Here is a 25,023-nt window from a genome sequence, read left to right as displayed (position 1 = left end):
GGCAGACCCTGACCCGGCCCGCTTCTGGAGACACGCATGGACGAGAACCACGCTTCCGAGCTCATGATCGTCATCGCGTTTCTCGCGACGGCGGTTGTTTTCGTGCCGCTGTTCAAGCGGTTCGGGCTCGGCGCGGTGCTGGGCTATCTGGCGGCCGGCGTGCTCCTCGGCCCGTCCATGCTGGACATCACCAAACGGCCCGAAGCGATCCTCGAATTTGCCGAGCTGGGGGTGGTGTTCCTCCTCTTCCTGATCGGGCTGGAGCTGAACCCGAACCGCCTGTGGTCCATGCGGCGGGACATATTCGGCCTTGGCCTTCTGCAGATCATCGTCTGCTCAGGCTTATTGATGATCTATCCGCTGCTGGTTGCCGGCCGGCCGTGGGAGGTCGCACTGGTCGCCGGCCTCGGCCTTGCGCTGTCCTCCACCGCGCTGGTGATCCAGATCATCGAAGAGCGCGGCGCCATGGGCCTGCAATACGGGCAGAAGACCTTTGCCGTCCTTCTGATGCAGGACATCGCCATCGTCCCGCTGCTCCTGATCGTGACTTTCCTCGCGCCCGGCGGCGGGGACGAGCCGCTGGACGGCGCCGCAATGCTCGTCTCGGTCGGCAAGGCCGTCCTCGCAGTGGGGGGGGTGATCCTCGTCGGCCACTACCTGCTGTCGCCGGTGTTCCGGATTCTCGCCCGCTTCGGCGGCCGCGAGATCATGACGGCCGCCGCGCTGCTGGTCGTCCTGTCTGCCGGAACCGCGCTCGTATCGGTCGGCCTGTCCATGGCGATGGGCGCCTTCCTGGCCGGCGTGCTCCTGGCGGAAAGCAATTACAGGCGCGAGCTTGAAGCCGATATCGAGCCGTTCCGCGGCCTGCTTCTCGGTCTCTTCTTCCTGTCCGTGGGAATGACCATCGAGCTGCCGCTGGTGGCTGACAACCTGCTTCTGGTGGCCGGCGGTGTCATCACGCTGGTGGTTCTGAAGGGGCTCATCGTGTACGGCCTCGCGCGCGGTTTCGGCGAAAACCACATGACCGCCACCAAGACCGGGCTGCTCCTGTCGCAAGGCGGCGAATTCGGCTTCGTGCTGTTCAGTGCCGCGGCATCCCAGGGGGTGATGACCACGGAGGATTCCAGCCTCCTTATCGCCACCGTCATCTTGTCGATGGTGACGACCCCGCTCCTCCTTAAATTCCTGACGCCAATCCTGATCCGCCCCAACATCAAGGCCGAACCGGCGGAGGACTTCGATGGCGCGGACGGCGAGATCCTGGTGATCGGCTTCGGCCGGTTCGGGCAGCTGGTCTCGCAGATGCTGCTGGCCGGCGGCCACACGCCGACCCTTCTGGACAACGACGCCGAGCGCGTCACCGAGGCTCAGCGCTTCGGCAACCGCGTCTATTATGGCGATGGCCGCCGGCTCGACGTGCTGCGCGCCGCCGGGGCCGAGCACGCCCGGATCATCATGGTGTGCGTTGCGCCGGCGGCCTGCGCCACCACCGTTGTGGACCTCGTGAAGGCGCATTTCACGCAAGCTCTTGTGTTCGCCCGCGCCTACGACAGGCGGCACGCGCTCACACTGTTCGACCACAAGGTGGACTACCAGCGCCGCGAGACCTTCGATTCCGCGCTCCGCTTCGGGCGCGATGCGCTGGTGGCGCTTGGCGCCGAGGCCGACGCGGCGAAGGAGGCCGAGGTGCTGGTGCGCAAGCGCGACCGGGACCGCCTGGAATACCAACGCATCGAAGGTCTGGCCGAGGGCCACGCCAAGTGGCGCGAGGTGACGCCGGAACCCTACACCAATTTCGACGATGTGGGCGAGAACGACCGCAAGGAGGCCGCCGCGGAGTAGGCGCTCAGCCTTCCCGCCAGGCGCGTGCGATCTGGTCTGTCAGCGGCCGCAGGAGATAGGCCGCCGCCGTCTGCGTGCCGGTGGTGATGAACGCCGTCACCGGCATGCCGGGCCGGAGCGTACCGGCATCGCCGGCTTCCGGCGGCAACGCGATCCGCACCGTGTAGAAGGGCGGACCGTTGCCATCGGCGCGGCTCGTCTGTGCGCCCACGAAGATCACCGTGCCCTCCCGCGGTTGAACGGTGCGGGTGTTGAACGCATCGAGCGACACTGAGGCTGCCTGCCCCACATGCACCTCGTCCACCGACAGGGGGTCGATCCGCGCCTCGACTATGAGCGGCGCGCCGTCCGGCACGATGGTTGCCACCCGTTCGCCCGCGCGCACCAGCCCGCCCGGTCCGGTGGCCGCAAGCTCGAACACGGTGCCCGCCACCGGCGCGCGCAGCACGAGCGCCGCCATTGTCCGGGCCTCCGCGTCGCGCTGCGCCAGAAGTTCGCCAAGCCGGGTCCTGAGCGCCGCGATCGCCTCGTCCTGCGCCGCGCGCCGGGCCTGGCTGCTTTGCAAGAAGGCGAGAGCGGCATCCGCATCGGCGGCCTGCGCTTCGGCGATCTCCGCGGCCAGCGCCGTGCTCCGCTCGACCTCTGCTTGCGCCTTGAGTGCCGCAATCTGCGCCGCGCGCGCGTCCCGCCGGGTCTGTTCCGCGGCCTTGAGTGCGGCGCGGGCCTCGATCCCGGCAGCCAGCGCGCGCCGCGCCTCTGCAAAAGCCGCTGCCTCGGCGGGCGCCCCGGTGAAGCCGCGCGGGGTGACAAGCGTTTCCGCCCCGTCCCGCATGGCAACGAGGGCCGCCAGTTTCGCCTGGCGCTCCGCAATGGCACGGTTGAGCGCCGCGCCGGTGCGCGCCCGGCCCGCCTCGGCCAACTCGACGAGCACGTCGCCCGCCGCAACACTGTCGCCGTCGCGCACGGCAACGGACGCCACCGCGCCCCCCACAGACGCGCGCACCATGGCGGCGCCATCGGCCAGCACCAACGTGCCGGGCGCGATGACGGCCGAGGCGAGACGCGCCGTCATCGCCCATCCCCCCGCACCGAAGGCGAGGAGCACCGAAACCAGCACACCGAACCAGATGGTACGCCGCAGACTGGTTATCGTGCGTGCCGCATTCATCACGCGCCGGCCCCGCTGCCGGTGGCATCTGCGGCCTCCGCACGCGGCGCGGCGGCGGTCTTGTCCCGCCGCATCAGCGCCTTCAGCACCACATCGCGCGGCCCGCATTCGGTCAGCGCCCCGTTCTCGATCAGCGCCAGCCGGTCCATGGCCGAAAGCGCCGACGGCCGGTGCGCCACAACCACAACCGCCGCCCCGCGCGCCTTTGCGCCCAGAATGGCGCGATTGAGCGCCGTATCGCCGTGACCGTCGAGGTTGGAATTGGGCTCGTCGAGCACCAGGAGGAACGGATCGCCGTAAAGCGCCCGCGCCAGCGCAATCCGCTGGCGCTGACCGGCCGACAGGGTGCGCCCACCACCCCCGAGGCGTGTGCCATACCCGTCCGGCAGGGACAGGATGAGCGCGTGACAGCCCGCCGCCATTGCTGCGGCAACCACCGCATCGTCGGGTGCAGCGTCCTGAAACCGGGCGATGTTTTCCGCCACCGTCCCGTCCATCAACTCCACGTCCTGCGGGAGGTAGCCCACATGTTCGCCCCGTGCGATCCACTGGGGGAGGGGCGCCCCGTCCAGCATCACGGTGCCTTCCTGCGCCGGCCATACGCCGACGAGCGCCCGCGCCAGCGTGGACTTGCCGGAGCCCGAGTGGCCGATCACGCCCAGCGCCGTGCCGCACTCCACCGCAAGGCTCACGCCGGTCAGCGTCGCGGCAGCCCCTTCGCCCGGCGAGACGCTGAGATTGTCCACCTGCAGCGCCGCACGCGGGGCCGGAAGCGCCACCGCAGCCGCAAGGGGCGCGCTGCTGGTCGCCAGCTTCAGCCGCGAATAAGCGTCGTGCGCGCCCAGCATGTGGCGCCAGTTCTGCACCGCCATCTCCACGGGCTGAAGCCCCCGCGCCATGATGATGGACGCTGCAATCATTGCACCGGCGGAAATCGCACCGCCGATGGCCAGATACGCGCCCAGCGCCAGCATGGCGGACTGGAGGAACAGGCGAAACGTCTTCGACAGCACTGCCGACAGGCCGACCGCATCGCCCGCGCGCGCTGTGGCATCCACGAAGCGTGCGTTGAGCCGGTCCCACACACGGCCGATGGCGTCTTCCATGCCCATGCCCGTCAGCGCCTCTGCACCACGGCGGCCGGACTCCACCATCGCCGCGCGCTCGCCCGAGAGCGAGCCGGCCTGCCGCACCAGCGGGCGGGTCACAAGATCCGTGACCAGCGCGATCACCAGGAGGACAACCGCACCAGCGGTGGCCAGGAGGCCAAGCGCAGGGTGGATCAGGTAGACGATTGCGAGATAGATCGGCAGCCACGGCATGTCGAACAGCCCGGCCATCGCGCTGGACGAGACAAACTGGCGCACCCTGTCGAGGTCGCGCACCGCGTCGCGGCCTGCATCTGCCGGCATGCCGGAACAAAGAACGGTGCGCAGGAACGCGGGCCGGCCGGCCACATTGTCCAGCCGCGCCGCCAGCCGGGAGAGGATGCGCGCCCTCACAACCTCAAGGAGAGCCATGGCCGCATATAGTCCGATCACCAGCAGGAATAACGCGGCCAATGTCTCTACATGCCGACTGACCAGCACGCGGTCGTAAATCTGCAACATGAACAGCGGGCCGGTAAGCATCAGCAAATTTATGAGGAGGCTAAATGAAAATATGGCGCCGAAGGCATAGCGATATTGCCTGACAGCTTCGGAAACTGGATTGGACCTGGTGGCCATAATCGACCTCGATTCCCCTGGACGGACAACCATATTGCGTGCAATATCAGTCGTTTATAATTTTCACGCAAGCGCAATTCAATATTGTGTTAGTCACCTGTTAGGAGAAGGCTGGTTCATGTTTCACGCGACCTGTGTACGACTCTCGGGCTATGTTGGCGACCATGGCCAGTGACAGGCGCATGATCCGCGCCGGCAGGCACGGGAAATCGAAGACCCCGATGCTTGTTAAAGACGTGCCGGGACTGGAGAAACAAGCGGCGATGACGGCAGAATACCGCGAGACCAAGCTGCTGGACCTGACCCGCGCCGCCGTCGCCGCAGAGGGCGCGGCTCTGATCCGCTCGTCCGGCAAACGGGTCATCACCTCTGGGACCGCGGGCTCCACCGAGCTTGACGGTCGCTGGCTCGAGACGCTTCTGTCCAGCAGTGCGCAGTCAAAGGATTCCATCGTCCGCGGCGCGGATGACTGGAGCGTGTTCGTCGATGACAGCGGATCGCAGCCCACAATCCTTCTTCTGAAGTGGATCGACGCCCGCACACAGTCGCGCGTTTCCATCGAACAGTCGGTGGAGACGCTCTTCAACACGCTGCGCACCCTCGGCGAACTCACCGTCGCAAAACAGGCCGCAGCCCGGTCCGATACCGTCATCCGCGGCCTTGAGATGATGGCCGAAATCGGCCTCTGGCAATATAATTTCAGCTCCGAGACCACAACCTGGTCGGATGTGACCTACCAGATTCACGGTGTGGAGCGCGGCAGTTTCACCCCGTCGATGGAAGCGTCGCTCGATTTCTTTCCCGAAGAGGTCCGCGGGCTGGTGCGCAACAACATCAACCAGGCGATTGAGCACGGGACCGGGTTCAGCTTCGTTCTGCCGTTCCGGCGTGCCGATGGCGAGCTGCGCACCGTGCGCAGCGTCGGCAACGTCATCAAGGGCGAGGGCGGCGAGGATCAGCTGTTCGGCATCTTCCAGGACATCACGGATGTGAAGGAGGCCGAGCTGCGCCTGTGGTGGACCGCCAACCACGACGCGCTGACCGGCCTTCCGAACCGGATGCTGTTCCAGGAGCGGCTCGACTCGGCCATTGGGGTCGCGCAGCGGCAGGCCAAGTCGGTCGGCCTCATCCTGATCGACCTCGACCACTTCAAGTCCATCAACGACGTGTACGGCCACGAAGCGGGCGACAGGGTCCTGAAAACCGTGGCAGACCGGCTGTCGGCCCAGCTCAGGCAGGGGGATACGCTGGCCCGGCTCGGCGGCGACGAATTTGCCATCATCGTCAGCGATCTCAGCACCGCCGAGGACCTCAGCCGCCCGCTGGAGCGCCTGTTGCTCGCCGCGGAGATCGACTTCAATTATCGCAACATTCCGATCCCGGTGAAACTTTCCATGGGCGCCGCCGTCTTCCCGCGCGACGCGGAGAACGAGCGCGAGCTTTACCGCAACGCCGACATTGCGCTGTTCCGCACCAAGGAAGAGGCCGACGAGCGCGGCACCATCTACGATCCAAGCCATGGCGCCGAACGCGAGGGCAGGGAATCCCAGTTCCGCCGCATCCGCGAGGCGATCGCAGCGGGCGCCATTGCCCCTTATTTCCAGCCGGTGTTCGACCTCAGGACCGGCCGCGTGGCCTCCGTGGAAGTCCTGGCCCGGTGGCGAGACGAGGCCGACCAGATCCTCAGCGCGACCATGCTGAAACCCGCCTTCGAGGATGCCGATCTCGCACCACAGCTGGGGCTCCTGATCCTCCAGCACCTTCAGGCGAAATGGTCCACGCTGGACGAACCCACCCGCAAGCGCGTCCCCCTGTGCCTCAACCTCTCCCCCCGCGAGATGCACAACCTCACCTACATGGAGGCGCTCAAGCGCTTTGTTGAGGAATCCTCCACAGACGGGACGGAGCTTGTTCTGGAACTGAAGCAGAACCCGTTGCGCCTTCTGCCCAGCCACGTGGCGCCGACCTTCGAGCGGATGCTCAAGGAGAACGTGACCTTCGGCTTCGATAGCCTGGCTGCCGGGTTCGAAGCGCTGGTGGAATCGGCATCGCTGCGCGTGAGCCAGATCAAGGCCAACAAGGCGACGCTGACACATCCGAATGTGGAAGAGCGCGCCGCCGCAATCATCGGCGGGATGATCGAAACGTGCGGGCAGCTGGGCATCCAGCTGGTCGCCACCGAAATCGAGACCGAGGGCGAGCTGAAGCGGCTTCGATCGCTCGGCTACATGCTCGGCCAGGGCTTCTACTTCTGCCGCGCCATGGATTTCGAAGCGCTGACCGAAATGCTGCAAAACGAGGGCAGCGACAGGCCGAGCGGCAACATCAACGCAATGGCCTGAACAATTTCCGCACGGCCATCAAAACCGATGCGCTGCACATGCCCCGGCCAAATCGCCGTCCAGACAGGTGCCCGCGAGACATGCCGGGCATGTTCAAGGGCGCTTGCGGCCGCGCCGGGCCGGCTGAAGCCCCACGCAGCGCATGCCGTTCATGGCGCCGAGCGCTAGTGCCGCAGCCGGCTCGACACGCCTTCCACATCCGCCAGAAAGGTTGCGTTTCGCCTGGCGATGATGGCCTGAAGGCGCCGTGCCGCTGCCGGATATTCGTCCAGGATGCGCAACATCTGCGTGCGCTGGAGGGGAATGATTTCGCAAGAGGTCTGCGCGATGGCGGTTGCGGTCCGCTGGGACGGGATGATCAACGCCAGTTCGTCCACCAGCCTGCCCACCGAATAGACCTGCGGTGAAGACCCGTCGGTGGCCGGGATGAGGCGGAGCTGACCGCCCATCACCAGCACAGCGCCATTGGCATCGTCGCCGGCATCAAACAGGCTCTGGCGCGCACGCAGGTTGACAGGGTCGCTGCCAAACGCGAGCAACTTGAGCGCCTCGTCTCCCAGGACGCTGAGAAACGGGACGTTCCGCATGACGGCAAGTGTTCGTGCAAGGCTCACTCGGGGTGCGCCGCCCGCGGCATAAGCTTGTATCCGCCACCTTCCGTCACCAGAAGTTCGGCGGAAGCCGGATTGCGCTCCATCTTCTGGCGCAAGCGGTAGATGTGGGTTTCCAGGGTATGTGTGGTCACGCCCGAATTATAGCCCCACACCTCGTGCAGAAGCACGTCCCGGGTGACGGATTTTTCCCCGGCCCGATAAAGATATTTCAAGATGGCCGTCTCCTTTTCGGTCAGGCGGACGCGGCGGCCGTCGCTTTCCAGGAGGAGCTTTCCGGCCGGCTTGAAAGTATACTGGCCTATCGTGAAAGTTGCGTCCTCGCTCTGGTCGAACTGCCGCAGATGCGCGCGGATGCGTGCCAGGAGGACCGCAAAGCGGAAGGGTTTGGTCACATAGTCGTTGGCACCGGCCTCCAGCCCTACAATGGCGTCGGAGTCGGTGGTATGCCCGGTCAGCATGACGATTGGCGCCTTGAAGCCGTTGGCCCGCATCAGGCGCACCGCTTCGCGTCCGTCGAGATCCGGCAGACCCACGTCGACGATGGCGAGCGCGACGTCGTTGTCCTTGGCCGCCTTGATGCCGGCGCCGGCCCCGTCCGCCGTCACCACCGTGAATTCCTCGTAAAGGCCGATCTGTTCGGCAAGGCCTTCGCGAAGGTCGTCGTCATCGTCGACGATAAGAATGGTGCGCTGGTTCACGTCTGCTCTCCCTCGCCCTTTCGGGACACTCTCCCTAGAGTGGGAGTGCACCCCCCTGCAAACGAGCGTTACTTTGCCTCACACAATGAAAAAGAATGTGAACAGAGTTGATCCGCGCGGCCCGTTCGCCGTGCCGCGCCGGGCGACCCGTTGGCCCCCTGCCCTCGTTCGGCCGCGGCCGACCTCGCGCACCCAGGCGATCGTCTCATGCGGCGGACGCACCTTCATTGTCGCCATGGGCCGCAGCGGGATCGCTGCGGTCAAGCGGGAGGGCGACGGTGCGACCCCGCGCGGGCGCCTCACGCCGCGCACGCTGCTGCGCCGCAAACCGTGCCCCTCACCGCTGCCCTGGCGCCTGATCCGCCCCGGCGACGGCTGGTGCGACGACACCGGCAGCCAGCATTACAACCGCGCCGTACCGCACCCTTCTCCCATGTCGCACGAAGCGATCCTGCGGGATGATGCCCTTTACGATCACGTCATCGTCACCGACCACAACGCCACGCCGCGGGTGCGCGGCGCGGGCTCTGCCATCTTTTTTCATGTGGCCCGCCCTGCGCTCACCCCCACGGAAGGTTGCCTTGCCTTCCCCGCCGCCGTATGGCGCCGTGGTATTGTGCCGATGGGTCCTTATCTGATCGGCATTCCGCCGCGGCCGATGAGGGCACGATGACCGCATTCTTGAAGATGAACGGCCTTGGCAACGATTTTGCGGTCGTGGATGCCCGCACGGTGCCGTTTGCCCTGTCGCCGGAACGCATCGCCAGCCTTGCCCCGCGCGCCAGCGGCATCGGCTTCGACCAGTTCATCGTGATCGCGCCGCCCAAAAGCGCGGATGCCGCCGCCACCATGCGCATCATCAACGCCGATGGCGGCGAGGTGGAGGCCTGCGGCAACGCCGCCCGCTGCGTCGCCGCGCTGCTGCTGGACGAGACCGGCGACCCGGCCGTTGCCATCGACAGCCTGGGCGGAACGATGACCGCCCGGCGCGGCGCAGCGGGCCGCATTGCGGTGGACATGGGCAAGCCCCGGTTCGACGCTGCGTCCATCCCCCTCGCCGATACGGCTGCCGATGCCCAGGCATTGGCGCTGCCCGGCTTTGCGGACCGCTTCGGGCTCGCCGCCTGCGCCAATGTCGGCAACCCGCACGCGGTGTTTTTCGTCCCCTCGCTGGCCGAGGTCCCGCTCGCCGAGGTGGGCCCGGCGCTGGAGCATCACCCCGCCTTCCCGGAAAGAGCCAACATCTCGTTTGTGGAGGATGCGGGGCCGGACCGGCTGCGCGCCATCGTGTGGGAGCGCGGCGTGGGGCCGACGCGGGCGTGCGGTACCGCAGCGTGTGCCATCGGCGCGCTGGCCCACCGCCTCGGCCGCACCGGCCCGGCGGTGACCATCGAGCTTCCCGGCGGCCCGCTTTCGATCGACGTGTCGAGCGGGCGGATCGTGATGGAAGGCCCGTTCGAGCTTGAGTATGCGGGCACCATCACGGCAGGCGGCTTCGTCCGCGATACCAGCGACGCCGCCTGACGGGTTCGCCCGTGTCAGCGCGGGATGCCGGGCACCCCTCCCCGACGCGCATCGATGGAGTAGATGCCCTTTTGCGCGGCCTTGGCGGACTCGTTGAGCGCGCGCCAGGCGTCGGGCGCGCCACCGGCAGGCTCGGCCCAGCCCTGTTCCACCAGCCACTGTGCAAGGTCGGTCCCCGCGACCTCGCAGGACGCCAGGCGCAGCGGCGCCTCGAGGTCCACGGGCTTGAGGTCGTGACATTCGATGGCGCGGCGGCGGATCAGCCGGCGCATGGCGGTGCGCGCCCGCATGCCGCATGGCCACACATCGCCGTTCGGACGCGTGCACGACGCGGTCTCCACCGGCGCGTCCACGTGGGCAAGCCGGATCTTGTGGGTGCGGGCGTTGATGACACCGGCGGACTCGATCACCACCAGCCGGTAAACATCCGGCGTTTCCACGGGCGCGGCCTGAAGCGCAACGTCGGCGGGTTCGGTCTCGACGCGGGACGGCGCCCGCTCCAGCGGCCCCTCGATGCGCACACCGACGATGCCGTCCTTCTCCACGAAGCGGATGCGGTTGCCCTCGCCATCGCCCGTTGCGGGCGCAGCGCTGTCATTGGCCGTCGAGCGCCGCGTCGGGCCGGCATTCGCGGGGCGGCCAACCTCAACCGGCTGGCGCGCCACCATGTCGCGCACCTCGGCGGACGCGGTGCGCACCTCGTCGCGGTGCGGCAGGCTTGTCAGTGCGCTCCAGCCATAGCTCCACGCAGCCCACAGAAGAACTGCGGTGACCAGCATCAGCAAGGCTGCAAAAGCGCCGCGCATTCTACCGCCGGCCCGTCAGAACGCGCAAAGACGCCGGCCGAGCCCGAAGCCCGGCAGCGTCAATGGCCTGGAATGAGCGGCGAAACGGGGTCCGCAAGCCGCGCGCCGTAGGCTCAGCCGCGTGCTGCGGCCGGCTCGGGGCGCTTTTCCTTGCGCTCGACAATACGGGCAGCCTTACCGGTGCGGCCACGCAGGTAGTAGAGCTTTGCACGCCGCACCTTGCCGCGGCGGACAACGTCCACACCCTCAATCATCGGCGAGAAGACCGGGAACACACGCTCCACACCTTCGCCGTAAGAGAGCTTGCGGACGGTGAAATTCTCGTTGAGGCCGGCACCCGAACGGGCGATGCACACCCCTTCGTAGGCCTGCACGCGGGTGCGCGTGCCCTCGGTCACACGCACGCCAACGCGCACCGTGTCGCCGGGCTGGAAAGCAGGCAGAGCCCGCTTCTCGGTAATGGTCGCCATCTGCTCGGCGTTGAGCTCGTCGATGATGTTCATGTCGCTAGTTTCCCATCGCGCTGGCGGGGCGAGCGCGCTTGAGCCATTCCATGCTTGAAAGCCAAGGCTGGTTCAATAGTGTTCGCGGACGGGTTTGTCGAGGGGGTTCAGCCCTCGACGGGTCTTTCATCGGCAATCACCTTGCCATCGTTGGGAAGTTCCGCCGCCGGAACCACCTCCACCGTGCCCGTGAGGCTGGTCAGCGCCTTCATCGTTCCGGCAATTGCGCCGGCTTCTTCCGGGTCCGGCCCGGCCACACGCAGGGTCATCGCATCGACGTGGTCGGCCCGGGTCACCACCAGCCGCGCCCTGGTGATGGACGGATGGCGGCGCGCGATCTCGGCAATCTGCGCCGGATCGACGAACATCCCCTTCACCTTGGTGCGCTGGTCGGCCCGGCCCATCCAGCCCTTCAGCCGCATGTTGGTCCGCCCGCAGGGACTTGGCCCGGGCAGCACCGCGGACAGATCTCCCGTGGCAAGCCGCAGCATGGGGTAGGTGTCGCAAAAGCGGGTGACCACCACCTCGCCCACTTCGCCGTCCGGCACCGGCTCGCCCGTGCCCGGCCGCACGATCTCCAGAATGAGCCCTTCGTTGACGATCAGCCCGTCCCGCGCCGCACTCTCGTAGGCGACGACGCCGAGATCGGCCGTGGCGTAGCACTGCGCCACCGTCACGCCGCGCGCCTCGATCCGTTCCCGCAGCGCTGGCGGCAGCGCTGCGCCCGACACCAGTGCCTTGTTGAAGCCGAGGGCAAGCCCCGCCGCCTCCGCACGTTCCAGGAGGATGTTGAGATAGTCCGGCACGCCGCAATAGGCGGTGGCGCCGACGCGGGCGAGCGTGTGCAACATATCGTCGGGACTGCCGGGGCCGGCGGCAAAGACCGGGCATTCCAGCGCCTTCAGCCCGCTTTCGAGAATGAAGGCGCCCGGCGTCACATGATAGCCGAAGGTGTTGGCAACCCGCTCGCCTTTGCGAAACCCTGCCGCAAACAGCGCGCGGCCCGCCCGCCACGGGTCCAACTCCGGCCCCTGCGGGACCAGCACCGGCCCCGGTGACAGGAAGATCCGCGTGAGCCGCCCCTCCGGCACGATCAGGAAGCCGCCGAAGGGTGGCGCCTCGGCCTGCGCTGCCATCAGGTCGGCCTTGCGGATCACCGGCAGGGCGGCGAGCGCCTGGCGATCCGTCACGCTTGCCGGGTCGACTTCCGCCAGATGCGCGCGCCAGCGCGGCGCCTTCGCCCTGGCGGTCGCAAGAAGCTGCGGCAACGCCCGCATCAGCGCGGCTTCCCGCGCCGCGGGCGTGCGGGTTTCGCTGGCATCATAATGGTCAGTCATGGCGCATGTCCGATCCAGCCGGGTTCAATTCAGCCAGCGTTTCCGCCGCTTATAATGCTTCACGTTCTTGAACGAGCGGCGGCCCTCGCCGGCAACGCCAAGGTAGAATTCCTTCACGTCGTCGTTTTCGCGCAGGCGGCTGGCGTCGCCGTCCATCACCACACGGCCGGATTCCAGAATGTAGCCATAGGTGGCGTAGCGCAGGGCCACGTTGGTGTTCTGCTCGGCCAGGAGGAATGAGACGCCCTCCGCCGCGTTGATCTCCCGCACGATCTCGAAGATCTGCTCCACCAGCTGCGGGGCAAGGCCCATGGAGGGTTCGTCCAGCAGGATCATCTTGGGCCGGCTCATCAGCGCGCGGCCGATGGCGCACATCTGCTGCTCGCCGCCGGAGGTGTAGCCGGCCTGGCTGCTGCGCCGTTCCTTCAACCGCGGAAAATAGGCGTACACCTTGTCGAGATCGGCGCGGATGGCGCCCCAGCCGTCCCGCCGCGTATAGGCGCCTGTTAGGAGATTTTCCTCGATGGTGAGGTGGCCGAAGCAGTGGCGGCCTTCCATCACCTGGATGCAGCCGCGGGTGACCAGCGCGTTGGGCGACAGCGCCTGCACTTCCTCGCCGGCAAAGTGAATCGAGCCCTTGGTCACGTCGCCCCGCTCGGCCCGCAGGAGGTTGGAGATGGCCTTGAGCGTGGTGGTCTTTCCGGCCCCGTTGGCACCCAGCAGCGCGACGATGCCGCCCTGGGGCACCTGCAGCGAAACGCCCTTCAGTACCAGGATCACATGGTCGTAGATCACCTCGATGTTGGCGACATCGAGGATCGCGGCGTCTGCGGCAGACGGCGCGGGCATCGGGGACGTTGCGGCAGTCGACATCGAGGCGCGTTCCTCCGGAACCGGGCCTGTCAGCGTAGTTCAACACAACCGCCAGTGTACAGATGGTGCGCGGACCGCCCCTCCGCCCGTCAGGCAGCCCGGTGGCTGGCCTGCTGGTTGCGGTTCGCATGCGAGGGGAAGTGCATCTGCGCCGGGGCGTCCGGGTCGAGATAGCCGTGGGTGCCCTTGCCGTCCGGCCCCTCGCCCGCTTCGTGCTTCTCCACATTGGCCAGCAGCATGGCGATGGCCTGGTGCATGGCGTGGGACAGGGTGGAGACACTGCGGGCCACCTCGTCGACCCGGCCGGCCGCCTGCGCTCCGCTGTCCATCACCCCTGAAAGCACCTCCACCGACTGGATCGACCGGTCGACGGACGAAGCCACTTCGGACAGCGAGTGCTCCATGGCGGTGCTGGCTTCGGTCTGCTCCTCCACGGCGCCCAGAACCGCGCTGGAGCTTTCGTTGACCTTGGCGGCGGACTGGCCGATGCGGCGGATCTTCTCGACAACCTCTTCGGTATAGTTGCCCAAGGCGGTCAGACGGCTGGCGATGGTGTCGGTTGCCTTCCCGCTCTGCTCGGCAAGGCCCTTCACTTCGGCGGCGACCACGGCGAAGCTCTTGCCGGCCTCGCCGGCGCGGGCAGCCTCGATGGTGGCGTTGAGGGCAAGCAGGCTGGTCTGTTCGGAGACCGACCGGATGACGTCGAGAATGCCGTTCATCTCGTTGCTGGCCTCCACGAGACCGCGCACCGCCTCGGCGCTTTCCTCGGTCTGGCGCATCACGTCGGCCATGTGGAGGACGGCGCCGTCGATGTTGCCGCGGATGTTTCGCGACGCTCCGGTCATCGTGTTGCTGGCTGCGCGCGCCGTGCCCACTTCGGCCTCGACCGCTTCGGCGCTGCCGCGCACGCCTTCGAGCTTCTCCTGCCCGTCTGCGGTAATTTCGGTCAGCATCCTGGCGACCTTGTCCATGGCACCTGTTTCGCGGACCACAGCCTGCGCCGAATTGTCAGCCTCCTTGCGAAAGTCGAGGATGAGGTCGCTGATCGCGGCCTGGCGGTGTTTTTCGGCGGCGAAGTTGGCTTCAAGCTCGCGGGTGGCGGCAGCCGCCTGCGCCCTCGCGGCGTTGCCGCTTGCTTCAGCGTCATGCAGCGCAGCCGCCAGCCACCTGGTGGCCGGGACGAGGAACAGGACCTGGACCAGCACGATGGCGCCGTGGAGAGGGAGGCGGATATAAGCCGCCCCATCCGAAAAGACGAAATGCGGCGCAACGACATTGACGGCGAGATGGCCGGCGGCGACCACAGCCGTTGTGGTGATGAAGACCTTGAAGTCGCACCAGCCGATCATCACGCCGACCATCACCACAACGTACATATGCATGTCGTTCTGGTAGGGGGTGCCGCTGGCTGCGGCGATCAACACGCCGGTCAGCGCGATCCCGCATGCGGCGGACACATGGCGGGCGGTTGGTTCAACGCCCCAGCGCCAGCGGGCAAACTGCGCTGCGCCCGCGATGGCAGAAGCCAGGACCGTCAGCACGATGGTCGCGCCGAGCGGCTGACCGCTGCCGAGCGAAACGGCCAGAACGATGGGCGGATGCGCCCAGAAAAAGACGATCAGCGCTCTCGCAAAGCGCGCGCGGGCGGCGCACAGCATTTCGTCAGCAGGCGCCCGCAGCGGGCTCTCGGTCAGCTGACCTGCCTCTTCTCGCATCGAACCATCCTGAGTTTGAAATGACGGCGGGCTGAGGTCAGCAGGCGCCCCCCGGTCACGACGTCTCCAGCTATATCAATCCAAGCTGGATCAGGGATGGAAGCCGGCACCCGACCCTTGCACCGGCCCCGGCGCTAACCCCATTCCTGCCGGGCGCTGGCCCGATGGTCCATCAATGCACCCCTGCCTTTACAAACATGGGAAGCGGCCGCCCCTGCGGTTGTGCTATGAGCCCTGCCATGCGCAGACCCAAAATTCTCACCACCCTGCGGGACTACTCCTGGTCACTGTTTGCGGGCGATGCGGCCGCCGGCATCACCGTGGCCATGGTGGCGATCCCGCTTTCCATCGCCATTGCGATCGCCTCCGGTGCGACGCCCTCGCAGGGCCTGCTGACGGCGGTGGTCGGCGGCTTTCTCATTTCGGCGCTGGGGGGAAGCCGCGTCCAGATCGGCGGGCCGACGGGCGCCTTCATCGTCGTCGTCTACCAGATCATCGTCGACCACGGCTATGACGGGCTCCTGCTCGCCACCTTCATGGCGGGGCTGATCCTGCTGGTTGCGGGCGCATTTCGCGCCGGCCGGCTGATCGCATTCGTGCCGGAAGCGGTGGTCAACGGCTTTACGGTCGGCATCGCGCTCATCATCGCCACCAGCCAGCTGAAGGACTTTGCCGGGCTCGACATGGCCAGCGCCCCGGCCGATTTCCTCGGCAAGGTGGAGGCGCTATGGGCGGCGCGCAGCACGGTGCTGTGGCCGGCGGTGGCGGTGGCGGCGATCACCATGGCGCTGCTCATTGGCCTGCGCCGGCTGGCCCCGCGGGTGCCGGGCGCCATCGTCGCGGTTGCGGCGGGGTCTGCACTTGCGGCGCTGTTTGCGGGCGTCGACACCATCGGGGGCCGCTATGGCGCGGTCAGCCTCGACTTTGCCATCCCCACGCTGCCGCCGGTGAGCTTTGCGCGCATTGCCGAACTCCTCCCGTCCGCCATCATCATCGCGTTTCTGGCGGGCATTGAATCCCTGCTGTCGGCGATGGTGGCGGACCGGATGTTCGGCGGGGCGCACCGGCCCAACGCGGAACTTCTGGCGCAGGGCGCCGCCAACGTGGGGTCCGCGATGCTGGGCGGCCTGCCTGCCACGGGCGCCATCGCCCGCACGGCCACCAACGTGCGCGCCGGCGGGCGCACTCCGGTTGCCGGCATCGTCCATGCGCTGACGGTGCTGGTGCTCATCATGGCCGCTGGCGGGCTCGTCTCACGGCTCGCCATGCCAGCGCTTGCCGGCCTTTTGATGATGACCGCGTGGACCATGAGCGAGCCGCACAAGTGGCCGATTTATCTCCGCGCACCCATGGCGGACCGGATGCTGTTCGTCCTCACGCTGGTTCTCACCGTGCTGGTGGACCTCACGGTGGCCATTGGCGTTGGCGTCGCCGTCGGCCTGGCGCTGCGCCTCTACGCCAAGTCCAGCGCCGGCGATATGGACAGCGACTGGACCACACCCGAACGCTGACGGGCGCAGGGAAGGGGCCGCTGCCGGCCCCCTTCCGTCAGGCGCGCGCTGGCGCTACTGCGCGGCGGCGCAGGGCACCTCGCGCTCCGGCCACGGCGCATTGGCCTGCGCATAATCCGCGGCCGCCGTTTCCAGCATCGGGCGTACCTTGTCCACCATGGGCGAGAACCAGTCGGACGCCTTTTCCCAGCCATCGCCGGTCCACTGCTGAACGTAGATGTCGGCCTGCCCGGCATGGTCGCTGCAGCTGAGCTTCAGCGGCTGGATGAAGCCTTCCATCCCCGCCTCCTTCAGCCGCTCGGCGGTGATGTCCAGCGCCTCCAGCCCGTCGCGAACTTCGGCCGGCGTCACGTTTGCCTTGCCGGTCCTCGCCTGCGCGGTGCGGATGGCTTCTGCCATGTAGAAGGAGTTCACCACGCCGCGGTTGTAAAGGTTCTCACCGATCCGGGACTTGTCGGACACCGTGGAGGCACCATTGTCGTAGACGTGGGTGATGATGTCCTGAATGACCGGGAAGTCGGCGCCGACGGCGTTGAAGTTCATGGTCTTGTAGCCCTTGGCGCCAGCGCCAGCGGGCCGGGCGTCATCCTCGCCGCCGGACCACCACACGCCGATGAACTTGTCCATGGGGAAGCGCACCTTGGCCGCCTCGCGCACGGCGGTCGGGTTCATGGCGCCCCAGCCCCACATGACCATGTAGTCCGGCCGGTCGCGCCGCACGTTGAGCCATTGGGACGACTGGTTCTGCATGGTGTCGAACGGCACCGGATACTGGGTCATGGTGAAGCCGTATTCGGAGGCGAGGTCTTCCAGCAGCGGGATCGGCTCACGGCCATAGCCGGCATCGAGGAAGATGTAGCCGATCTTCTTGCCCTTGAGGTTCTCCATCCCGCCTTCCTGCTCGCCGATATATTTGACCGCCGCCGAAGCGCCGTCCCAATAGGAAAGCGGCGGGTTGAACACCCACGGGAAGACGCCGCCATCGGCTGCCGCCGACAGGCCGTACGCCATCGACAGCACCGGGATCCCGTCGACGGACGCCTTGGGGATCAGTTGCAGGGTGATGCCGGTGGACCAGGGATTGATGATCAGCGGATTGCCGCCCACAACCGAGTCGTAACACTCCACGCCCTTTTGCGTGTTGTACCCGGTCTCGCACTCCTCGATCTTGATCTTGACCCCGCCGATGCCGCCATCGCGCTGGTTCAGCATTTCGAGGTAGTCGTGCATCCCGTCGGCAATGGGGATGCCGGAGCCGGCAAACGGCCCGGTGCGGTAGGTGAGCAGCGGCAGGTACAGCTCGCCGTCCTGCGCCAGCGCGGGCGCGGTGCTGACCGTTGCCGCCGTAACTGCGGCCAGTATTGCTCCAAGAAATCGGGGCATGCTTTTGTTACCTTCCCTCAATCTATTTTTGCCGGCGCCTCTCTGGACGCTCCGCGAGTACAATACGCACGCACGGGCGCCCGCCACAAACATCTTGTGTTGCAACAACGCTGGCGCGCCCGCCCGGACAGATACCGCCCCCACGAGAAATCGCAGTACATTGCGGCTCCGCCGAAAGCAGGAGCAGCGCAGCATTCAGATTGAACCGATAATGATTGCAGGAATTGCTTCTGCCCTGCCCAATTATCTCTGAAATAACCTCAATATGCGAAACGCATCGGGAGACTGGCCGTTCTTTCCCGTGAGCGGGCGTTGCAGCGGTTGGCGCAAATCCTCGCACCCCAGGTGAGTAAAAACCGGAGGCCACCATGATTTCTTCGACCAGCGCGGCACAGCCATTCACCATGGTCCACCGCGGCGCCGGAGGCTTGAAGCCGCAGAAGACCGGCTACCACGAGTTCGTGAAGCACGACTACTGGACCATCCTCAACTCCGCCACCATCGCTCCCGCCAACTTCCTCTACAAGCCGCGCGCCGACAATCTGAACAACCAGGCGGCAGCGCAGTCAGATGATGCAAAGGCCGCGGATCTGATCGCCATGCTTCAGGCGATGGCGGCAAGCAGCGTCGCCACAGCCAACGAAGCCCTGGAAGATCTGACAGCCTCCGCAGGCGCAGTTGGCGGCGCAATCGAAGGCGCAGTCGGCGAGGTTGTCGAGGTCGTCGACGGGGCGAACACCGACGGGCTGGTGGAGGCGGTCGACAACGAAGCAGCGGCGGCCACAGATCCGGACGCGTCTGCCGACGATCCCAGTCTCCTCGGCGGGGTCATTGATACGGTGTTCGGCCTGTTCGGGTTCTGAGCTGCCATGCCGGTCCCGCTGGTCTCGCCCGGTTGATGACGGGCGGGACTTAAACCGGCAAAACATGCGTCCCCACAAGCAAATGGCACACGCTGCGCCTGCCCGTGACGGGTTCCCGACCTAGTAGGGGAACGGCCACACCCGCAGCTTCTGCCGCGCCACCGACCACATGCGCGCCAGCCCGTGCGGCTCCACAATCAGGATGCCGACGATGAGCGCGCCGATGACGAGAAAGTTGAGGTGCTCCACGGTGGCAGCGTCGATCTCAAGCCCCAGCGCCGCCGGCACCATGCGGATGACGATGGGCAGGATGAAGATGAACGCCGCCCCCATGAACGAGCCCGCCATGGAGCCGAGCCCGCCCAGGATCACCATGAACAGAACCTGGAACGACAGGCGGATGTTGAACGCCGAAGGCTCCGCCGCCCCCAGCCACATGAACACGAACAGCGCTCCTGCCACCCCGCACACGAAGGACGACACGGCAAAGGCCGAGAGCTTGGCAAACAGCGGTCGCACGCCAATCAGCTCGGCGGCAATGTCCATGTCGCGGATCATCATCCACGAGCGTCCGATCCGCCCGCGCAGGAGGTTGCCGATCAGCCACGTCATCAACAGGACGATGCCCAGCACCACAAAATAGCGCGTCAGCGGTGCCGCCGTCGCACCGGTTATGGCAAAGCCGAACGCCTCCCGCGTCGGCACCTCGATGGCGCCGGACGGGTTGGCGTTGTAGAGCCAGGGAATGCGGATGAAGCACCATTCGAGGAAAAACTGCGCCGCCAGCGTGGCGACGGCGAGGTAGAAGCCCTTGATGCGCAGCGACGGCAGGCCGAACAGCACGCCGATGCCCGCCGAGAAAACCCCGGATGCCAAGACCCAGACGATGATGTTCACGTCCGGAAAGATGGTGGTCAGCTTGTAGCAGGCGTAGGCGCCCACCCCCATGAATGCGCCGGTCCCCAGCGATAGCTGGCCGCAATAGCCGGTGAGCACATTGAGGCCGATGGCCGCCAGCGCAAAGATCAGAAACGGAATGAGGATGGTGTTCAGCACGAAATCGTTTGCGAACCACGGGACGATCAGCGCAGCCGCCACAATCAGCGCAATCCCGATCCGGTCCTCGCGGACGGGAAAGGCCGCCTGGTCCGCCGCATAACTCGTCTTGAACTGGCCGGCTTCACGGTAAAACACGGGGCGCATGTCCTCGGACGTTTATTGTTGCTCCATTCGCAGCCGAACCGCACGCGCCGTCAAGCGCGGATCGCCCCCCGCGCGCTTGTGATCGGCCCGCCATCGCCGCCGCGCCGCAAATGCGGTAGGGGACGGGACACATACGCAAGAAAGGAACGGCCATGATCCGCATCGTGCTCGTCGCGCTCACCATCGCGTTTTCCGCCGTCGCCGCGCAGGCCGGCGCAACCCGCATCAAGGCCCCGGACGGGTCGGTGATCGACGTCATCACCACGGCCAGCGCCTCGGTGGTGACCAGCTATACGCCGCAGGGCAAGATGTCGTCCCGCCTGCGCTACCCCACCTACAAGGGCGACGACGGGCACGAGAGGCTGATCCTCCTCCTGTCCCCGCCCGGCTCGACGCACGAACGCCAGCAGTAGAGCGCCATCAGCGCGGTGGCGGCGGCCCGTAGCGGTTGTCGCCATAATCGCCCGGCGTCGCGAACATGATGATGAGGATGATCGTCCCGATCAGCGGGATGAAGTTGAGCAGCATCCACCACGCGGAGCGCCCCTTGTCGTGCAGCCGGCGGAAGCACACCGCCAGGTTTGGGCACAAAAGCGCCAGTTGCAGAAGGTACGTGACCGGCGCATCCGCCGTGCGCGACAGTGCCTCGAAGCCAAGAACCGGCGCCACCAGTGCTCCGTCGGCAATGCCGGTGATTGCGGCCAGAATGAAGACGGCCAGCGTCCACCACCAGAATTCAGCCCGGCCGGCCCGGCCTGAAAAGTTGGCGTAGTTCATCAGAACCCGCTCGACGGCCGCCACAAAATTCATCCCGTTTCCCTCGCTCGCCCCCACGCGTCACCCGACGGCCGGCGCGTGTTCCTCAAACCCGTCGCGCGTCGGCCCGATCAGGCAGAAGCGGTGGCCCGTGGGCGCCTCCATGATGATCCAGCGCGGAAACTCCTCTACCCGCGTTGCGCCGAGGGCGGCAAGGCGTGCGGCTTCGGCCTCCTTGTCGTCGGTCTCGATGTCGAGGTGGACGCGCGGGTCATGGTCGACCGCCTGCAGGAGGATGCGCGGGTCGCCCCTGTCATTTTCGAGGATCGCATATTTGCCGCGTTCGTCGATCTTGCCGTCGCATCCAAGAGCGGCGGACCAGAACGCCAGCGCAGGGGACAGTTCGTCGATCTTGCAGTCGATCACGATGCAGCCGATGCGGCTCTTGTGGGTCATGGGGTGTCCTTCATTCCGGCGGGAGGTCAGATCCGTTCGATGATCCGTTCGCCAAACAGACCCTGCGGCCGGAACAGAAGGAAAACAAGCGCGATCATATAGGCAAACCAGCTTTCGATCCCGCCCCCCACAAGCGGCCCCCAATAGATCTCGCCGAGCTTTTCGCCGATCCCGATGATGAGGCCCCCCACGATGGCACCCGGGATCGACGTGAACCCGCCGAGGATCAGCACCGGCAGCGCCTTGAACGCGATGATCTCCAGCGCGAACGACACGTCCGACCGTGCACCCCACATGATCCCCGTGAACAGCGCCACCACCCCTGCGGCAAACCACACGATCACCCAGATCTGGTTGAGAGAGATGCCCACCGACAGCGCGGCCTGGTGGTCGTCCGCCACGGCGCGCAGGGCCCGGCCGATCCGCGTCTTGGAGAAGAAGAAGCCGAGCGCCGCCACCAGCGCCAGCGCAATGGCAGCGGCCGCAACGTCGAGGTGCTGGAAGAGGATGAAGCCTGGCGCCCCGTCGGGGCCGAGGCCAGCCGGTTCCCACACCGACGAGCCGGTGGGCAGGAACAGCGCCTCCGTCACCATGGTCTTCGGCTCGCCGCCGAAGATGAGCTCGCCAAGACCGATGAGAAAGAATGTGAGCCCGATGGTGGCCATGAACAGGATGATGTCCGGCTGGTTGACCAGCGGCCGCAGGACGAACCGCTCCACCCCCACGGCCAGCACGAACATGATGCCGAGGCAGGCGACAAATGCCAGCGGCGCCGGCAGCCCGAGCTCCACCAGCCCCACCAGAGACAGGGCGGCAAACACCACCATGATGCCCTGGGCAAAGTTGAACACGCCGGACGCCTTGAAGATCAGGACGAACCCCAGCGCAATCAGAGCGTAAAGCACACCGCCGACGAAGCCTTCCCACAGCACCTGGATGAAGAAATCCGGCATCGCGAACATCTGCACGAACGGATCGATCAGAACGGCGTAGAGCGTTGTCACCAGGTCCTCGCTTCGTCTGGCAGCGGGCCAGTACCGTGGAAGCGCCGGGGCCGCGCCGCAAGTCTTTTCCTGCGCGGTTGCAGTTGATCCGCGCGGGCGGGCAGATGGACGCAGGGCGCCAATTGCAGCGTCTGCCGTAGGAACGGATCAACATTCGGAACATTTACCGAACATCGAAACCCCGGAGCATGATCCATGACAGCCACCCCAAGCCCGCAGCCGAAGGCCGAGCCCACCTCCAACGCCGAAAAGGACCCGGACAACTGGACCACCGGCGACGAGGCGATGACCGGCGCCCAGGCCTCCTACCTGAAGACGCTGTCGGAAGAAGCCGGCATTCCGTTCGACGAGACGCTCTCCAAGGCCGATGCGTCCAAGGCCATCGACGCGCTCCAGGCCGAAACCGGGCGCGGCAAATAATCCGTCAGTGCGACACGCCGAGGTAAGCGTCGATCACATCCTGATCGGCGCGAACCTCGTCCGGCGTGCCGTCGGCAATCCGTTCACCATGGTCGAGCACGACCACGCGGTCCGAGATGTCCATCACCACGCCCATGTCATGCTCGATGAGGGCGATGGTGGTGCCGAATTCCTCGCGCACATCGAGGATGAAGCGGCACATGTCTTCCTTTTCCTCAAGGTTCATGCCCGCCATGGGCTCGTCCAGCAGCAGAAGGTCCGGCTCCATGGCGAGCGCCCGGCCCAGTTCCACGCGCTTTTGCAGCCCGTAGGGCAGCTTGCCCACCGGCGTCTTGCGGATCGCCTCGATCTCCAGAAAATCGATGATCTCCTCAACCCGGCGGCGGTGGACGATCTCCTCGTTCAGCGCAGGCCCGAAGCGGATCAGCTGCCACAGGAAGCCGCGCTTCATCTGCAGCGTGCGGCCGGACATGATGTTGTCCAGCGTCGTCATACCCTTGAACAGCGCCACGTTCTGGAACGTGCGGGCAATGCCGGTGGCCGCCGCATCGTAGGGCCGCATCTTGGCGCGCTGGCGACCCTTGTAGGTGATAGTGCCCTTCTGCGGCTGGTAAAAGCCGTTGATGACGTTGAGCATCGACGTCTTGCCTGCACCGTTGGGGCCGATGATCGCGCGGATCTCGCCGCGGCGGATGTCGAACGAAACGCCGCGGATGGCGTGCACGCCGCCAAATGAAAGGGTGACGTTCTCCACCGCGAGCAGAATTTCTTCGCTTTCGTGAGGCTTGCTCACATCTAACGGTTGCTTTCTGTTTTCTTGCTTTGCAATCACCGGTTGTTATACTCCCGCTATAGAAGGAGGCCGGCGATGAACGTCAAGACGCTTCGCTTCAGCGTGAAGGGAGACGGCGGCCACATTCATGTGGTTCGTGCCGCCATTGCGCCCCGGACAGTCACGTTGACCTGTTCCTGCGGCGACGAAGGACCAATCCGGATGTGCAATCACCGCAAGGCGCTGATGCAGCACGACCCTTCCGTCCTTGCCGGCAAGAATATCGAGGACATCAATGTCCTGGCCGATGCCGCGCAGCGGACCGATTGCGCCCGCTGGTTCGACATCACCACAACCTACATCCGCAATTCCGCTGACGTGCGCGCCGAACTCGAAACCGCCACCAGCCTTTATTGCGAACGCACAGGACACCGCTTCGGCCCCCTGCCGGACGAGGCCGAGCCGGACGCCGATCCCGCCGAGGACGCTGCGGACACCGCGCCGCCAATCGTGGCCGAACCGCAGCCCAAACCGGTGCGCCGGTTCTATCCGCCGCCGCTGCGCGCCCCGCCCATCATTGGCCGCCTCAAGGCTGGCGCCAGCAAGTCGGACGCCACAGCGGGGCCAATCCGGGTCCGCCCGTTCCGCCCCCAGACCGTCCGCCCGCGGGAGGACGACGTGCCCGGCGCTGTCGACAACCCAGCCGCTGTGCCCGAGCCGACCATCGTGGCGCCGCAGGTACAACTCGCGATCCAGGCGCCGCTTCTCGGTGCGCCCAGGCGCGTGCCCTACGCCGCCATGGCCAGAGCCGCCATCACCGAGGCGAAGGCGGCGTGGGCCAAGGGCGCCCGCCACCCCGAGGCGCAGATCCCGCCGCTGCTTGGCGGCATCCCCGCCGAAGCTGCGGCAGACGCGCCCGCACCGTTGCCGGAAATGTTCGGTCCGCCGGTCCCCGGCACTGCAGCATCGCCCTGCGAGCCCTACGGCCCACCGCTGGACACCTTCATGGCGCAAGAGGCAGCTGGCGCCGAAGCTGGTGGCCAGCCCGCAGAGTTCTTCGGTCCGCCCCTCGGCGCGTTCCATCCCGCGCCGAACCGCGCCGAGCCCTTCGGTCCGCCAGTGGAAGCCTTCTGCGCGCAGCCAGTGCAGCACGCCACGCCCTGCGCGCGCGACCTCGCCGCTGTGGCCAACGCCGAGCCACCAGCGCACGCGGCCGGCGCGGCGCTCCAGAAGGCCGACGAGCCGCAACCTGGGTTCCTGCACAAGGTCAACCATGCCGGACCCTGGACAAGCGATGCGGCTGTCGCCCCTCATGCCCGCCCACCGTGCGCGATCGAGCAACCGCTGGAGGAGGATGAGGCGATGCCGGCCTTCCTCCACATTCCTGCGCCGCCTCCCGCTCTCGGTCCGCAGTTCGACCCGGCCGAGATGCGCTACGCAAGCTGAGCGAACCCGAACAAGAGCCCGGGCGGCAGGACCGCCACCGCGGCGGCCGGCAGCCGGCAG

24 protein-coding genes are annotated in these 25,023 nt (G+C 66.6%); 9 read left to right on the top strand and 15 right to left on the bottom strand.

All coding sequences use genetic code 11. From position 1 onward, the window contains the following. Positions 1-36 precede the first annotated feature (36 nt). A complete protein-coding gene (locus tag RDV64_RS08300) occupies positions 37-1,842 on the top strand; it encodes a monovalent cation:proton antiporter-2 (CPA2) family protein (RefSeq protein ID WP_309198807.1) in 1,806 nt (601 codons plus the stop codon). A gap of 4 nt (positions 1,843-1,846) precedes the next feature. On the opposite strand, the gene RDV64_RS08295 is transcribed toward RDV64_RS08300, so the two are convergent. Further along, positions 1,847-3,010 carry an HlyD family efflux transporter periplasmic adaptor subunit gene (locus tag RDV64_RS08295; protein WP_309198806.1) on the bottom strand — a complete coding sequence of 388 codons (1,164 nt, stop codon included), beginning with the start codon at positions 3,008-3,010 and terminating at the stop codon, positions 1,847-1,849. Continuing rightward, the gene (locus RDV64_RS08290) at positions 3,010-4,737 is read right to left on the bottom strand and encodes a type I secretion system permease/ATPase (protein WP_309198805.1); all 1,728 of its coding nucleotides are present in this window, start codon (positions 4,735-4,737) and stop codon (positions 3,010-3,012) included. Before RDV64_RS08290 ends, RDV64_RS08295 begins: the two co-directional genes overlap by 1 nt. A gap of 221 nt (positions 4,738-4,958) precedes the next feature. Between RDV64_RS08290 and RDV64_RS08285 the strand changes: the two genes are divergently transcribed. After that, positions 4,959-7,079, top strand: coding sequence for a diguanylate cyclase domain-containing protein (locus RDV64_RS08285; RefSeq protein WP_309198804.1), 2,121 nt, complete (start codon positions 4,959-4,961; stop codon positions 7,077-7,079). A 164-nt stretch (positions 7,080-7,243) separates the two neighbouring features. On the opposite strand, the gene RDV64_RS08280 is transcribed toward RDV64_RS08285, so the two are convergent. Together RDV64_RS08280 and RDV64_RS08275 are read right to left on the bottom strand one after the other, a co-directional pair. Then, a complete protein-coding gene (locus tag RDV64_RS08280; protein ID WP_309198803.1) occupies positions 7,244-7,693 on the bottom strand; it encodes a cyclic nucleotide-binding domain-containing protein in 450 nt (149 codons plus the stop codon). After that, positions 7,690-8,391 carry a response regulator transcription factor gene (locus RDV64_RS08275; protein ID WP_309198802.1) on the bottom strand — a complete coding sequence of 234 codons (702 nt, stop codon included), beginning with the start codon at positions 8,389-8,391 and terminating at the stop codon, positions 7,690-7,692. The genes RDV64_RS08280 and RDV64_RS08275 overlap by 4 nt, the downstream gene beginning before the upstream one ends. A 97-nt stretch (positions 8,392-8,488) precedes the next feature. On the opposite strand from RDV64_RS08275, the gene RDV64_RS08270 reads away from it, so the two are divergent. Both RDV64_RS08270 and dapF read left to right on the top strand, forming a co-directional pair. Next, positions 8,489-9,064 (top strand): L,D-transpeptidase family protein, encoded by a 576-nt coding sequence (locus tag RDV64_RS08270; protein ID WP_309198801.1) that lies wholly within the window; start codon positions 8,489-8,491, stop codon positions 9,062-9,064. Next, positions 9,061-9,915: a diaminopimelate epimerase gene (dapF, locus tag RDV64_RS08265; protein WP_309198800.1), complete on the top strand. Its 855-nt coding sequence runs from the start codon at positions 9,061-9,063 to the stop codon at positions 9,913-9,915. The genes RDV64_RS08270 and dapF overlap by 4 nt, the downstream gene beginning before the upstream one ends. 14 nt (positions 9,916-9,929) lie before the next feature. Here the strand turns inward: dapF and RDV64_RS08260 are convergent, their stop codons facing one another. The 5 genes from RDV64_RS08260 to RDV64_RS08240 all read right to left on the bottom strand — a co-directional run bounded on the left by RDV64_RS08260 (position 9,930) and on the right by RDV64_RS08240 (position 15,149). After that, complete coding sequence (locus RDV64_RS08260) at positions 9,930-10,721, bottom strand: thermonuclease family protein (protein WP_309198799.1); 792 nt, start codon at positions 10,719-10,721, stop codon at positions 9,930-9,932. Positions 10,722-10,834: 113 nt separating this feature from the next. Further along, on the bottom strand, positions 10,835-11,224 hold the full coding sequence (gene rplS / locus RDV64_RS08255; RefSeq protein ID WP_309198798.1) for a 50S ribosomal protein L19: 390 nt from the start codon (positions 11,222-11,224) through the stop codon (positions 10,835-10,837). A 107-nt stretch (positions 11,225-11,331) separates the two neighbouring features. After that, complete coding sequence (locus tag RDV64_RS08250; RefSeq protein WP_309198797.1) at positions 11,332-12,561, bottom strand: AMP-binding protein; 1,230 nt, start codon at positions 12,559-12,561, stop codon at positions 11,332-11,334. A gap of 24 nt (positions 12,562-12,585) precedes the next feature. Next, a complete protein-coding gene (locus RDV64_RS08245) occupies positions 12,586-13,434 on the bottom strand; it encodes an ABC transporter ATP-binding protein (RefSeq protein ID WP_309198796.1) in 849 nt (282 codons plus the stop codon). 89 nt (positions 13,435-13,523) lie between these two features. Next, positions 13,524-15,149 carry a methyl-accepting chemotaxis protein gene (locus RDV64_RS08240; RefSeq protein ID WP_309198795.1) on the bottom strand — a complete coding sequence of 542 codons (1,626 nt, stop codon included), beginning with the start codon at positions 15,147-15,149 and terminating at the stop codon, positions 13,524-13,526. 239 nt (positions 15,150-15,388) lie between these two features. Here RDV64_RS08240 and RDV64_RS08235 point away from each other — a divergent pair, with 239 nt between their 5' ends. Further along, positions 15,389-16,660: a SulP family inorganic anion transporter gene (locus RDV64_RS08235; protein ID WP_309198794.1), complete on the top strand. Its 1,272-nt coding sequence runs from the start codon at positions 15,389-15,391 to the stop codon at positions 16,658-16,660. A 54-nt stretch (positions 16,661-16,714) separates the two neighbouring features. Here the strand turns inward: RDV64_RS08235 and RDV64_RS08230 are convergent, their stop codons facing one another. Next, positions 16,715-18,043 (bottom strand): ABC transporter substrate-binding protein, encoded by a 1,329-nt coding sequence (locus tag RDV64_RS08230; protein WP_309198793.1) that lies wholly within the window; start codon positions 18,041-18,043, stop codon positions 16,715-16,717. Between the two features lie 368 nt (positions 18,044-18,411). On the opposite strand from RDV64_RS08230, the gene RDV64_RS08225 reads away from it, so the two are divergent. Beyond that, positions 18,412-18,906, top strand: a complete 495-nt coding sequence (locus tag RDV64_RS08225) for a hypothetical protein (protein ID WP_309198792.1) — start codon at positions 18,412-18,414, stop codon at positions 18,904-18,906. A 120-nt stretch (positions 18,907-19,026) separates the two neighbouring features. Here RDV64_RS08225 and RDV64_RS08220 read toward each other — a convergent pair whose 3' ends face one another. Beyond that, positions 19,027-20,100 (bottom strand): branched-chain amino acid ABC transporter permease, encoded by a 1,074-nt coding sequence (locus tag RDV64_RS08220; protein WP_309198791.1) that lies wholly within the window; start codon positions 20,098-20,100, stop codon positions 19,027-19,029. A gap of 161 nt (positions 20,101-20,261) precedes the next feature. Between RDV64_RS08220 and RDV64_RS08215 the strand changes: the two genes are divergently transcribed. After that, positions 20,262-20,522, top strand: a complete 261-nt coding sequence (locus tag RDV64_RS08215; protein ID WP_309198790.1) for a hypothetical protein — start codon at positions 20,262-20,264, stop codon at positions 20,520-20,522. Between the two features lie 7 nt (positions 20,523-20,529). Here the strand turns inward: RDV64_RS08215 and RDV64_RS08210 are convergent, their stop codons facing one another. From RDV64_RS08210 to RDV64_RS08200, 3 genes are read right to left on the bottom strand one after another with little or no spacing between them, the layout of a single operon-like run. Next, positions 20,530-20,919, bottom strand: coding sequence for a DUF805 domain-containing protein (locus tag RDV64_RS08210; RefSeq protein ID WP_309198789.1), 390 nt, complete (start codon positions 20,917-20,919; stop codon positions 20,530-20,532). A gap of 27 nt (positions 20,920-20,946) precedes the next feature. Further along, entirely contained in the window at positions 20,947-21,321 is a 375-nt protein-coding gene (locus tag RDV64_RS08205; protein ID WP_309198788.1) for a VOC family protein, read from the bottom strand. Between the two features lie 26 nt (positions 21,322-21,347). Beyond that, the gene (locus tag RDV64_RS08200) at positions 21,348-22,283 is read right to left on the bottom strand and encodes a branched-chain amino acid ABC transporter permease (protein ID WP_309199459.1); all 936 of its coding nucleotides are present in this window, start codon (positions 22,281-22,283) and stop codon (positions 21,348-21,350) included. A gap of 237 nt (positions 22,284-22,520) precedes the next feature. Here RDV64_RS08200 and RDV64_RS08195 point away from each other — a divergent pair, with 237 nt between their 5' ends. Then, a complete protein-coding gene (locus RDV64_RS08195; protein WP_309198787.1) occupies positions 22,521-22,745 on the top strand; it encodes a DUF3072 domain-containing protein in 225 nt (74 codons plus the stop codon). Positions 22,746-22,749: 4 nt separating this feature from the next. Here RDV64_RS08195 and RDV64_RS08190 read toward each other — a convergent pair whose 3' ends face one another. Further along, entirely contained in the window at positions 22,750-23,538 is a 789-nt protein-coding gene (locus tag RDV64_RS08190; protein ID WP_309198786.1) for an ABC transporter ATP-binding protein, read from the bottom strand. A 75-nt stretch (positions 23,539-23,613) separates the two neighbouring features. On the opposite strand from RDV64_RS08190, the gene RDV64_RS08185 reads away from it, so the two are divergent. Beyond that, the gene (locus RDV64_RS08185; protein ID WP_309198785.1) at positions 23,614-24,963 is read left to right on the top strand and encodes a hypothetical protein; all 1,350 of its coding nucleotides are present in this window, start codon (positions 23,614-23,616) and stop codon (positions 24,961-24,963) included. Positions 24,964-25,023: the final 60 nt, after the last annotated feature.

Source organism: Acuticoccus sp. MNP-M23 (assembly GCF_031195445.1).
In the GTDB taxonomy this organism is placed as follows: Bacteria; Pseudomonadota; Alphaproteobacteria; order Rhizobiales; family Amorphaceae; genus Acuticoccus.
Note: the sequence above shows the minus strand (reverse complement) of the source record. Positions and strands in the feature narration are given on the sequence as shown.

Coding starts and splice junctions, on each gene's coding strand:
- RDV64_RS08300 (WP_309198807.1), top strand. CDS start 37: ATGGACGAGAACCACGCTTCCGAGCTCATGATCGTCATCGCGTTTCTC.
- RDV64_RS08295 (WP_309198806.1), bottom strand. CDS start 3,010: ATGAATGCGGCACGCACGATAACCAGTCTGCGGCGTACCATCTGGTTC.
- RDV64_RS08290 (WP_309198805.1), bottom strand. CDS start 4,737: ATGGCCACCAGGTCCAATCCAGTTTCCGAAGCTGTCAGGCAATATCGC.
- RDV64_RS08285 (WP_309198804.1), top strand. CDS start 4,959: ATGCTTGTTAAAGACGTGCCGGGACTGGAGAAACAAGCGGCGATGACG.
- dapF (WP_309198800.1), top strand. CDS start 9,061: ATGACCGCATTCTTGAAGATGAACGGCCTTGGCAACGATTTTGCGGTC.
- RDV64_RS08260 (WP_309198799.1), bottom strand. CDS start 10,721: ATGCGCGGCGCTTTTGCAGCCTTGCTGATGCTGGTCACCGCAGTTCTT.
- rplS (WP_309198798.1), bottom strand. CDS start 11,224: ATGAACATCATCGACGAGCTCAACGCCGAGCAGATGGCGACCATTACC.
- RDV64_RS08250 (WP_309198797.1), bottom strand. CDS start 12,561: ATGACTGACCATTATGATGCCAGCGAAACCCGCACGCCCGCGGCGCGG.
- RDV64_RS08245 (WP_309198796.1), bottom strand. CDS start 13,434: ATGTCGACTGCCGCAACGTCCCCGATGCCCGCGCCGTCTGCCGCAGAC.
- RDV64_RS08240 (WP_309198795.1), bottom strand. CDS start 15,149: ATGCGAGAAGAGGCAGGTCAGCTGACCGAGAGCCCGCTGCGGGCGCCT.
- RDV64_RS08235 (WP_309198794.1), top strand. CDS start 15,389: ATGCGCAGACCCAAAATTCTCACCACCCTGCGGGACTACTCCTGGTCA.
- RDV64_RS08230 (WP_309198793.1), bottom strand. CDS start 18,043: ATGCCCCGATTTCTTGGAGCAATACTGGCCGCAGTTACGGCGGCAACG.
- RDV64_RS08225 (WP_309198792.1), top strand. CDS start 18,412: ATGATTTCTTCGACCAGCGCGGCACAGCCATTCACCATGGTCCACCGC.
- RDV64_RS08215 (WP_309198790.1), top strand. CDS start 20,262: ATGATCCGCATCGTGCTCGTCGCGCTCACCATCGCGTTTTCCGCCGTC.
- RDV64_RS08210 (WP_309198789.1), bottom strand. CDS start 20,919: ATGAATTTTGTGGCGGCCGTCGAGCGGGTTCTGATGAACTACGCCAAC.
- RDV64_RS08205 (WP_309198788.1), bottom strand. CDS start 21,321: ATGACCCACAAGAGCCGCATCGGCTGCATCGTGATCGACTGCAAGATC.
- RDV64_RS08200 (WP_309199459.1), bottom strand. CDS start 22,283: ATGTTCGCGATGCCGGATTTCTTCATCCAGGTGCTGTGGGAAGGCTTC.
- RDV64_RS08195 (WP_309198787.1), top strand. CDS start 22,521: ATGACAGCCACCCCAAGCCCGCAGCCGAAGGCCGAGCCCACCTCCAAC.
- RDV64_RS08185 (WP_309198785.1), top strand. CDS start 23,614: ATGAACGTCAAGACGCTTCGCTTCAGCGTGAAGGGAGACGGCGGCCAC.